The organism is Mesorhizobium sp. WSM4817 (assembly GCF_055811135.1).
On record NZ_JBVVQQ010000045.1, the window covers coordinates 16,180 to 26,942 of the forward strand.

Sequence of the window (10,763 nt, forward strand, 5' to 3'; positions counted from 1 at the left end):
CCAGGCCACGCCTTGACGGCGTCGAGCACGGCGCCAGTCTGGAGCGGACCGAGACGGCGGTCGTGCCGGCACATTCCCTATGCTATATTTGTCCGGCACGGACGACCACGTGGCAAAGAGTGGTGCGAGGGGATGAGAGTGCCGCCACGCAGCTTTATAGTCGTTCCTCTTTTGTGGCGTCCGTGCGCCGCTTCGGCCCGCGTGGCCGCCAATGCCGAACCATCAGCTCGTAGGCACGCTCGGCATTCTCGGCCGCGGCTTTCTCGCTGTTTCGCAACTCCTTCACGTTGTAGGCGTAAGCCGAACCGCGGCGACCGACACCGCGCTCGCCCGGCGCGCCAGCCTTGAGAGCGAGCTGCCTCTGCTTTGCCGCGACCAGCGCCGGGCGAGCCCAGAAGTAGTCTTGCTCCTTTGTCAGCAGATGCCAGATCAACACCGCGAGCTTGCGGGCGACCGCCACGGCCGCGACCTGATGGCCACGCTTGTTGCGGATGCGTAAGAAGAAGGCCCTGAGCGGTCCGGGCGCCTTCGCGGCCTCGACCAGGATGGCGCGGGCGTGGGAACGACCATGTTTGCTGATCCGGCCATATTGCGCCAAGCCAAGACCGGATTGGCGTACACGCGGATTGAGGCCGAAGTAGCTCACCAGCTTCTGCGGCTCGCGGAACCGCCGGATGTCGGCGACGGCAGCGATGATGCCGCTTGCGACGATGGCATTGACGCCGGTGATCGTCTGCAGCTGACGGACCTGCGGATCGTCAACCGCTTCCCGGGCGATGTCGCGATCAAGGTCGGCCAAATCCTCGGCCAGACGGTCGATCTCGCGGATGTGCCGTGCGATCGCGGCTCTTTCATCGTCGGGAAGCGCCTGCCGCTCGAGCCAGGCCCGGCCGCGATGGTTGAACAGGTCGGCATGCGGGCACTTCGGCACGAGATGCGCCTGCAGGATGCCGTGCACCTCGTTCTTCACTCGCGTGCGGTGTCGCACGACCTGGTTGCGGCGAGCAACGAGGCGGCGCAGCCGCTCGGTCCGCTCGTCAGGAATCCACACCTCCGGCAGGAAGCCGCTGGCATGCAGCTGGGCCAGGACACCGGCATCGATCTTGTCGGTCTTGATCCTGGCATGGGCGATCGCCTTCACCTGCATCGGGTTGGCAACGATCACCCGGTCGACGTAGGGCGACAGCACGCGCACCACTGCCATGGCGTTGCCCGTCGCCTCGACGACCACCTCATCCGTCCGTCGCAAACTGCGGCCGAAACCTTCCAGCCCCGAGCGGGTCATGTCGACCCGTCCGTGATGGCGCAGCCGGCCGTCTTCCCAAACCACCACCTCCGCAAAGGTGCGGTGGATGTCCATTCCAATCACACGTCTCATCAGCTCCCTCTCCTCAAACAGTCGGGAGCCGGCGGGCGACGCGACACCTACGGATCCGCGCTCTCGGCGCAACCGGGCAGGTCGCAGGGGCGGCCAGCTACTAACGCGAGCTCGCAGCTCATCGAATACATCGGCCTGCCCGCACTTGGCGTGCTCCCGGTGCCCCTGTCCCGGATGGTCGCACCATACGCCAAAAGCCTTTCATCTCCAGCGGGGATCAGGTGGCACCGTCATGATCATACCGGTTACCAATCCCATCGAGCGCCTCAACGGCGAGATCAAGCGCAGGACCGAGGTCGTCGGCATCTTCCCCAATGACGACGCTATCGTCCGTCTCGTCGGCGCCTTGCTGCTCGAACAGAACGATGAATGGGCCGTGCAGCGGGCCCGCTACATGACGCTTGAGACCAGCCAGATGAGCGATGATCCGCTCATCAGCCTGGCAGTGGCGCGCTGATCAGTCCGGCCCATGCCGGAGAGCACGGCGTCCAATGCCGTCAGCTACACCACGCCAGTGGGCACGATCCCCACCCGGCTTCCAGGGAAAGTCGCGATTGACGAGCGGGAGGACAAACGATGCATGCGAGACAGAAGCGTATCGCCAACGGAGAGACAGGCGAGGGCGGGCACTCGGGCGCCAGCCTCTATCAGGAGGTCCCAGACCGCATCATTGCCGAGCTGAAGCCGGGCGCCGTACCGTGGCCCAAGCTAGGGCAAAGGAAGGCCTTGGCCTGCCGAGGAATGCTTCAGGGGCGCCACCCACCGGGTACTGCAGTAAAAGAGCTGGCAGCTGTCGCAGCATGGCTGAACCAGGTATCTTGTCGGCGCCGAGGAGCTCCGTGCTGGCCTTGCACAGGCGCATGAGCTCAGACTTAACGTCCGGAGACCGATGCAACAAAGAGTCTGGCCGCCGCATTCCATCAACGACCCAAAGCCTCTAAGCACTTCCATTTCAGGCGTTAGTCGACGCCGCGTTCACCATGGGTACGCTTCTTTTGGCTTGAAGAGGGCGACCGCTCTCTCGACGACGGCTTCTACAATCGTCGCCCGTGCAGGATGACCGTAAAAAGGGCGCACGAGGCGTCCTTCATTCGACTCGGCTGTGAGTAAGCCGCTTTCGCATTCCGTTGTCAGAAACGGTAGGTGACACCCGCGCCTTTCAGCCAGGGATCGAGCTCCGCCTTGCCCGTCAGCTTGGCGCCGACCACGGTGACGTCGAAGTCTGGCCTCAGGAAAAGCCTCTTCACGTCGAAGTTGACGTCCCAGTGCTCGTCCACCATGTAGTCGAACCCGACCTGCAGTGCGGTGCCGAACGTGTTCTTAACCTTGAGATCATCGGCGCTGCCTGCTTCCTGATGATAGAAGATCGTATAGTTCACGCCGGCGCCGACATAGGGCTTGAAGGCGCCGAAATCGGTAAAATGGTACTGCAATGTCAGTGTGGGCGGCAGCAGCCAAACCTTGCCGATTTCCCTAGCCCGGCGATCGAGCCTTGGCCTGAATGCTTGCATAAGTGGTGCCGAGGATAAGCTCGGCAGCGACGTTGTCCGTGAAGAAATACGCGATATCGAGTTCGGGCGTCACGGTGTTCGAATAGGAAAGACCGGAGCCGGGCGCCGTATCAACGGAGCCCGAATCCCCGCTAAGCAACGCTAAGGTAGAACGAAGCCTGAACGCTGTCATGGCGCTCGCTGTTTTCCAGCCAGGTTGAGCGGTTTCCGGTCGGTTGTCTTCGCGGCACGATCCCAGAGGAAATCGCCGGAGAAGGCGATGTGATCCCAGATTGCTCCCATGGTGAAGCAAGCCATCGAGGACATAAGGCGCCTCGTGCGTCGCCGCCGAAATACCTTGACGTCATAAGGGCCGTGCTGTTCGGAGACATGAGTGTAGAAGCTGAAGCCCGGATCAACGCCGTAGCGATCGTTGATGTCGCTGCCTTCGGCGCCGCGCTTTCCGCCGCGGAAGAACTGCCCGTCTGAGCGTGACGTCGTGCCATCGCCCCAGATCCGCGCGATTGGCAGGCGACGTTGAGCGTTGATGATGGTGCCGAGCGCTGCCCGATAGGTATCCTCGCGGACGTAGGCATCCTGCGTCCAGATGAGCTGGTCGCGGGTGACACCCTGGCTGGCGGCCGCCATCCGGGAGAGCCCGAGATTGGTGGCATCGGCCGGAATGGCGGCGAGAAGAGCGCTCTCGTTGGGGCAGCGTTCGCCAGTGCGCAGGTTTGTGAAGGCCGCCATGAAGCCGGTTTCGCGAGCGACCTCGTGCAGGAGTTCCGTGATGCGAATGCGCGGCATTATCGCATCGAGCCGATCGGCGAGCGCTTCCGCTTCGCAGGGGACCGCCGTTTTAACCGGCGAGATCTGCAGCCGATCCTCGACAAAGCGCACCCCTTCGAGCTGCTCCCGTTTGAGGCGCTGCGCAAACCTCTTCAGCCGGCAGTCGAGCGCGCGGCCACGTTGTTGGAGCCATTCGTCGGCGGCGGTTGGCAGCACGAGTTCGGCGACGATCGGCGCGGCGGCTCGCTCCGGCAGGAGATAGCTGTCGAAACGCTGATAGGCGGAAGATCGCTCGACCCAGACGTCGCCCGAACGCCGCTTGTTGCGCAGGTGAGCGAGCATCGCGGTCTCGTTCGTCCGATGCTTTTCGCAAGCGACTGGACTGGCCCGAATGGGTCGAGCTGGCAGGCGGCGATGCCGGCGACATCAAACCCAATATCGTGTTCAATGATTACCAGCTAACGCTTCAAGCGGCGCTGGCTGGCGAAGGAATTGCGTTGGGGTGGTCCCTGACTGCCCAGCAGTTGCTCAACAGCCGCCTTCTGGTCAGGCCATTGCCAACCCAAATCCAGACCGACAGGGCCTTCTTTCTGTTGGCCAGCGAGGATGCCAGCAAGAACAAGAGGTGCAAGCTCTTGGTTGACTGGTTTCTCGCCCAGTCTGAAGAACTCCGCCCGTGACCTGAATTGCCCCTCAACCTGCCTATCGCCTCACGAGCTTGCGCACGAGCAATCTTGACATAAACTGGGTTTAAGGCCAGCGAAACCTTTTGCGCCTTCTCAGGCTATTGCCGGCGCGTATCATCAGCGCGACATTAAGCCGGGCTCGCCTTTTCAGACGGCGGAGCCACGGTTGTTTTTGAGGCGGGATGCCGGTCATTCCGCTGCAGGGTGAGGCCACGATGGAAACTGATACTCCCGCAATCCGGCGCCGCGGAGGCCGGTCTTCCGGCTTCCAGATTCATCTGCCGGAATTCTGGCTGGCAGTCTGAAATCAACTCCCAAGGCTTCGAACCGGAAGCCTAGTCGGTGCCCCAACGAGGATGGGGCACCGACCTCCTTTGCTGATCGTGGGGGGGCAAAGACAGTCGTTCATCGACGTTCTCCCCTTTTTTTATTGAGAGGCACAAGTTGAGACCGCAAGACGGCTGCTAGGTCGCGAGCATACGAAGACGCAACACATCGCCGTCCTCAAAGCCTCAGGTCTTCAACGCTCTTTCAGCGGCTTGCTGAGGGAATACTATTGGGAAAGCCACACATGTCCGGGTCGAGTGATCTTGCGGATGAAAAGCGCCAGAGCGAGCTTTCAAGCTTTGTCCTGAGGGAGGTGCAGCGCATTCTCGCCCAATGTGATGAGGCGAGGCAGGTTGGCAGGGCAGCTGTTGCGCCTGCTTCCGCCGATTTGACTGCCGTGGCCGCTGAATTGCTTGGCAGGCTGGAGGCCGAAGCAGCTCGACGGCTGAACGCTCAGGCGTGTGAGATCGCTTCGCGACCCCGGCCAGCCGATCATCCGCTCGGGCATTCGGTACTGAAAGATTACCCGAGAGAAGGCTCGCGCATTGCAGAGTGGGCCGGTCCAGTTGCTGGCTCGACGCATCTCGAGAGACGTTTTGGGATACCGCGGTCAACGCTGCATTGGTGGCAGCAGCACAATGATGTGGTTGCCTTTCGAAGAGGCTCCCGCAAGCATGTATTTCCCCTGGCTCAGTTCATCGACGGCAGGCCCATGCCCGGAATCCGGCAGGTGCTCTCCTCGATCTCCGATCCCAGATTGGCTTGGCTATGGCTGATCAGTCCCTCGCCTCTTCTCAAGGGCCGCGTTCCTATCGAATTGCTCAGGGAAGGTACGAACACAGAAGTCGTTGTATCGGCCGCCCAGGCCATTTCTCTGATTGGAGCTGTCTGACGTTGGTCAGGCGTCGGTGGTTGTTCGTGCACATTTGATGCGTACGCAAATAGTCAATGTACCAATTGTGCGGTTTGTATAAATGTATATTTGTTCAATTCGTGCAAGTAATACTGAGAATTTCGTGATAAAAATACAACTGATACAGCAAGACTTGGTCGGAAGGCGGAGTTTGAACTTGCACTATTCCACCCGGTGAATAGCGTTCGAGCTGGGAAGGATGCTTCGTGATGCGCATCTTTTTCGATCGTGGGGACAAGGGAGCGGTTCGTCCATCGACGTCCTCGCCCTTTTCAAATCATTCAAGGAGATCAAAATGAACATCAAGAGCCTTCTTCTCGGCTCCGCTGCGGCACTGGTCGCAGTTTCCGGTGCGCGCGCCGCCGACGCCGTCGTCGTTGCCGAGCCGGAACCCGCTGAATACGTCCGCATCTGCGACGTCTACGGCGCCGGCTACTTCTACGTCCCCGGCACCGAGACCTGCCTGCGCATCGGCGGCTATGTCCGCTACGACATCGGCGTGGGTGATATCGGCACATTCTTCGGTGCGGGGACCGTCGACGTCGAGGATGGCGACGATCAGGATACTTACTGGAAGCGTGCTCGCTTCGCGCTGAAGACCTGGACCGGCCAGGAAAGCGAGCTCGGCACGTTGAAGACGTACACCGAGACCCGCTTCAACTTTCGCAACACCCAAGGCGATACATCTCCGCTCCTCAACGAAGCCTACGACAGAGGCGTCTCGCTGAACTTCGCCTGGATCCAGCTCGGTGGGCTGCGCGTCGGTAAGGACGAATCGGCCTTCGATACGTTCAGCGGCTACGCCGGCAACGTCTTGAACGATACGCTGGTTCCCTACGGCGGCTTCGACACTAACGTCGTCCAGTACTACTTCGACGCTGGCAACGGCTTCTCCGCCGTGGTTTCGCTCGAACAAGGGTACGGCGACTTCACGATCGACAGCTACGTCCCGCATGTCGTCGGCGGTGTGAAGTGGACGCAGGGCTGGGGCGCGATCACCGGCGTCATTGCCTACGACAGCAACTATGAAGAAGTGGCCGGCAAGGTTCGCCTCGACGTCACCCCGATGGAGAACCTGTCGCTGTTCATCATGGCCGGCTACGGCACGGACGACAACTACACGGACGGCGGCTTCGCGATCCCCGCCAACGGCCGCGGCATGTACAAGCTGTGGAGCGGCAATTGGGCAGTTTGGGGCGGTGGCACCTACACCATCAACGAGAAGACCAGGTTCAACACCCAAATCTCGTATGACGAGGGCGAGAATCTCGGCGCTGTGGCGAACATCGAATACGATATCGTCCCCGGTCTGACGATCACGGCCGAAGCCGCCTACTTTCATCTTGGTGATGAGACCGTCAGCAACTGGACCGGTGCCGATGACGACGACAACTTCGGCGGCCTCCTCCGCTTCCAGCGCTCGTTCTAATCAGTAGCGTTTGACTAAAATCGAACCCGGCGGGCAACCGCCGGTTTTTTGCATCGGCGTGGCTGTCACGTTGCGCGATGCATGACGCCGGCAATGCCAGCCATGGTCGTTCTTTGCTGGATCGGCCTTCAATTGCTAAATCTCAACGCCGGCGAATGGGCATCAGCCACCATGCCTTCCTTAGCCCAGGGCGGAGCGACGCGAAGCGGAGCGCAGACCCTGGAAATGACGGAGGGAGGGATGCTGACCGGTGCCGGCCGCACGCTAGAAATCGGCCCGCGAATCTATGCGCTTGCGACCCCCGCGGTCCACACAATGCGGATCGCCGACCTCAAGTCAAATCTCTGCAAGATCGCCCAGCGACTGTATCAGCGGCTGAATTTTGTTTTCATAATTCTTCCAGCGCTTGACGGACGATTTGTAAATCGGTTGACGAACCTGCCAGCGACTGGGCGTGTTGACCGAACCATCCCTGTCAAAAAAGCGCAGGCAGGCGTCGTCCCAAGGCAGCCCGAGATAATCTATCAGGCGGCGTGACTGCGCTTCCTGGTCCTCGACCAGCGTTTCGTAGCGATTTTCGAAGATAAGGCCCGGAAAAACCTTGTTCCAATGCTGCATCAGGCGGTCATACTCGCGATAGTACAGGCCGAGTGTTTGCAGGTCGGTGTTGTAGCTGTGCCCCTCGCTGAAGTTGAGGACGAAGCAGGAGACGCAATTGTCGATGGCGTCACGACGGCAATGAATGATGCGTGCTTTGGGGAAGAGAAGGCCGATAAGGCCGATCAGTTCAAAATTGTGTGGCATCTTGTCCACGACGCGAAGTGCAGCCGGCGCCCGCTCCCGCAAATAGGACAGATGCTCTTCGGCCAAGGTTCTGGACAGGTCTTCTGTGATCGACGTGACTGGCTGGCTCAAATCTCCAGCCGATGATGTCTTGAGACCGATCGCATTCGCGACCCGCCTTAGTTTGCTAAGCTCCCCTGCGCCATGGACATCGGGATGGCTGGCGCAGATCTGCTCTGTGAGCGTCGTCCCCGAGCGGGGCATGCCAACCACGAACACAGGCACTTCAGAAGGATTTCCATAGCCGGCCCGGGCAGCCAAAAAGTCCGGCGTGAAGGTTTCAATCATCGAATCGATCCACCAACGATACAGATCGATATCGAACTTGTGGCCGGAGGCCTGTTTCGCCCTGTTGAAATGGTCGAATGCCTCATCATAGCGCTTGAGGTCGTTCAGCACCTTGCCGGCGGCGTGATGGAGTTGCTGCGCGCCTTCCGAACCAAGTTTCGGATTGCCGAGCTCACGAAGGATGGATTGGAGCTCCTCGGGCTCCTCGGTGAAGTTTCGGGTCTGTACAAGATCATTGTAGGCAGCCGGCACGGCAATACGACGTTGGATTGCTTCTTTCAGATAGGCTGCGGCTTCATCCATACGCCCCAGGCCGCTGAGCGCGCTGGCCAGCCCGGCTCGCACCTTGGGATGATCGCGGTTGATTTTCAGCGCCTTCTCGTAAAGCGGCAGAGCCATGTCGGGCTTGTCAAACGCCGTGTAAGTGCGCCCCAATGCACAAAGTGCTTCGATAAGGCCGGGCTGCAGTTCCAGGGCGTACTGCATATGCTTGATTGCTGGCGCATACTCGCTGACCTTCACATAGGCCTCGCCCAGGCTGAGGTGGTAGTAGGGGTTTTTAGGTTCCTCGCCGACCGCCCGTGCGAAATATCGCAAGGCCCGCTCATCGTCGTAACCCAGGTATATGGTCCCCAGGATGTATAAGGCGAGCGGATGGTTTGGCGTGCGCTCCAGAACCCGAAGGCATAGGTCCTGAGCCTCGTCGAGCCGCTTGGCCTGCTGAAAGGCATATGCCTGTTTCAGCAATGCGTCGTCGGCCTGCGCACGCGATTGGGCGCTTGCTTTCTGCGGGCTCGCCAAAGGGTTCATTACCGGCGCCTTCGCTTTCGGCGCGGGTCCGGGCTTGATGTGCTTTGACCAGGCAGGCGGGAGTCGATTGTTCATGAGATCTCGCTAGCAAAAAGAGATATCTCGCTAGCAAAAAGAGCGGGGGGAATCCAGCATGCTGCAGCCAAGACGGGAGCTTGCGCGGCTAACTGTGCCGCTAGCAAGAAGGCCCTTTTCGAACGAGTTTTGCCATGCGCCAGCGCCCTCCCTTCACGCTATTCGGCCAATGGCGCGTCCACTCCGACTGAAACGATCCTCGCGATCACCTGCGCGATCGCATCCGCTGCGCCGTTTCGCGTGGCCGGTGATGAATGGCGCTTACCTGTACGCAGGATGCCTAGGTAAATGGTGCGCTGTTGCCTGTCGTAGTTCGTGATGATGTCTGACCAGAGAACTTCGTCAGCAATCGGCGTAATTTCGGCTGTAGCATCGCTAATTCTATCTCCGGAGTATGGCCGCCACGATGTCGATTACATATTATAGTTGATAAATTTAAGCTGCCCAATCCGCTGACCTTCGTGCATGGACATGAGCAGGTTGATCGGACGGAATGTGCAGAAAATCAGGCAAAAAAGCGTCTGACGCAGGAGCAGCTTGCGGAGATTTCCGGATTCAGCCAGCAGTACATCAGCGGTCTGGAAAAAGGCCGCAGAAAATCCGACCATCGTCACGATCATGAACTGGCAGCGGCCCTCGATGTCAGCCCACATGGATCTGGTTCGGCCCGACAGGCAGACCTGAGACTTTCGACTTCTAGAAAACTGCTGAGCGCCCGCGCGCCTTGTGGCGCGCGCCGGTGCTCGTGAACCGAGCCCGCTCTTCTTCGCCTTGCTCAGACAGTCTCGGCCATTCGGCTTCGCCCCCTGGCGCTGGCAGCCTGCCGGCTGATGACGGTCGCCGTCCTTCGGCCGTCGCGGTTTTTCCTTGATGGCCTTCCCCGGTGGCGCGCGGTGGGGGCACTCTCTTCTAGGCCCGCCGCGGCGTCCCGCAACCCTTCGCTTGCCGCTCCGGGTCCTCCTCTTCGTTCCGGTCCTTCGGATGCGCTCCGCCTTCGACGGCTTTTCTTTCGACAGGCTCAGACATCTCAGCCATTCGGCTCCCGTCCTGGCGCGGGTCGTCAGACCCGCGCAGCTCTTCCATGTCGGGCCTCCCGGCGGCGCAGGGTAGGCGGCACTCCCTTCTAAGCCCGCCGCGGCATCCCGCAACCCTTCGCTCTCGATTCGGGTCCTTCTCTTCGTTTCGGTCCTTCGGATGCGGTCCGCCTGGACTGCGGCCCTTCCGGTCGCAACTCGCGGCCCAGCTCCGCTTCCGTCCCGCTTCCGGGGAAAGCCGCGATTGGCGAGCGGAGGCAAAACGAAGCAGGCTAGACAGAAGCGTACCGTCATCAAAGGCAGAGGCCGGGTGCCATGTCCTCAACTCCCGCTTTGCGGCCGTCGAGCGTCGGAATCGTCCTGTTTCCGTCTTGCTAAGGCCCGTTGCGCAGGAATCGGCGCAGGCCCTCGTCCGAGCGGTTCTCCGCTCGCTTGCCGCCTCGATCATAGCCAACAAAAGGGGCGCGAGGATTGCTATAGGCAGAAGCTGCCGAAGCATCATCGTGACGATTTGCTCTTTTGCAGCTATGTTCGTTTAGTGTCCCAGTCGGGTGGGGTCTGACCGAGAATGTTGCGAACGAAGAAGTCCAGGAGTTTGCGCTCAGTATAGATGCCTGGCACGCCGTGATCGGCACCAGGCACATAGACCATGTCGAAATCTTTTCCCGCCTTGATGAGTCGGTCGGCAAGCTGCAGCGAGG

6 protein-coding genes and 4 pseudogenes are annotated in these 10,763 nt (G+C 60.4%); 5 read left to right on the plus strand and 5 right to left on the minus strand.

Annotated elements, in window-relative coordinates:
- Positions 1–154: 154 nt before the first annotated feature.
- The gene (locus AC0L2K_RS32830; RefSeq protein WP_473533385.1) at positions 155–1,360 is read right to left on the minus strand and encodes an IS110 family RNA-guided transposase; all 1,206 of its coding nucleotides are present in this window, start codon (positions 1,358–1,360) and stop codon (positions 155–157) included.
- 265 nt (positions 1,361–1,625) lie between these two features.
- On the opposite strand from AC0L2K_RS32830, the pseudogene AC0L2K_RS32835 reads away from it, so the two are divergent.
- Positions 1,626–1,835 (plus strand): annotated as a pseudogene (locus AC0L2K_RS32835) (transposase); the annotation flags it as partial.
- A 673-nt stretch (positions 1,836–2,508) separates the two neighbouring features.
- On the opposite strand, the pseudogene AC0L2K_RS32840 reads toward AC0L2K_RS32835, so the two are convergent.
- Together AC0L2K_RS32840 and AC0L2K_RS32845 are read right to left on the minus strand one after the other, a co-directional pair.
- Positions 2,509–3,013: pseudogene (locus tag AC0L2K_RS32840) on the minus strand (OmpW/AlkL family protein); the annotation flags it as partial.
- Positions 3,014–3,157: 144 nt separating this feature from the next.
- A pseudogene (locus AC0L2K_RS32845) lies at positions 3,158–4,017 on the minus strand (Tn3 family transposase); the annotation flags it as partial.
- A gap of 17 nt (positions 4,018–4,034) precedes the next feature.
- On the opposite strand from AC0L2K_RS32845, the gene AC0L2K_RS32850 reads away from it, so the two are divergent.
- The 3 genes from AC0L2K_RS32850 (at position 4,035) to AC0L2K_RS32860 (ending at position 7,012) form a co-directional block, all read left to right on the plus strand.
- Entirely contained in the window at positions 4,035–4,337 is a 303-nt protein-coding gene (locus AC0L2K_RS32850) for a LysR substrate-binding domain-containing protein (RefSeq protein WP_473533386.1), read from the plus strand.
- A 577-nt stretch (positions 4,338–4,914) separates the two neighbouring features.
- The gene (locus tag AC0L2K_RS32855; protein ID WP_473533381.1) at positions 4,915–5,562 is read left to right on the plus strand and encodes an antitoxin Xre/MbcA/ParS-like domain-containing protein; all 648 of its coding nucleotides are present in this window, start codon (positions 4,915–4,917) and stop codon (positions 5,560–5,562) included.
- A 316-nt stretch (positions 5,563–5,878) separates the two neighbouring features.
- Complete coding sequence (locus AC0L2K_RS32860; protein ID WP_473533382.1) at positions 5,879–7,012, plus strand: porin; 1,134 nt, start codon at positions 5,879–5,881, stop codon at positions 7,010–7,012.
- Between the two features lie 336 nt (positions 7,013–7,348).
- Here AC0L2K_RS32860 and AC0L2K_RS32865 read toward each other — a convergent pair whose 3' ends face one another.
- On the minus strand, positions 7,349–9,028 hold the full coding sequence (locus AC0L2K_RS32865) for a tetratricopeptide repeat-containing sulfotransferase family protein (RefSeq protein WP_473533383.1): 1,680 nt from the start codon (positions 9,026–9,028) through the stop codon (positions 7,349–7,351).
- Positions 9,029–9,493: 465 nt separating this feature from the next.
- Between AC0L2K_RS32865 and AC0L2K_RS32870 the strand changes: the two are divergent.
- A pseudogene (locus tag AC0L2K_RS32870) lies at positions 9,494–9,712 on the plus strand (helix-turn-helix transcriptional regulator).
- Positions 9,713–10,587: 875 nt separating this feature from the next.
- Here AC0L2K_RS32870 and AC0L2K_RS32875 read toward each other — a convergent pair.
- A partial coding sequence (locus AC0L2K_RS32875; protein ID WP_473533387.1) for a prolyl oligopeptidase family serine peptidase occupies positions 10,588–10,763 on the minus strand: 176 nt, incomplete at its 5' end.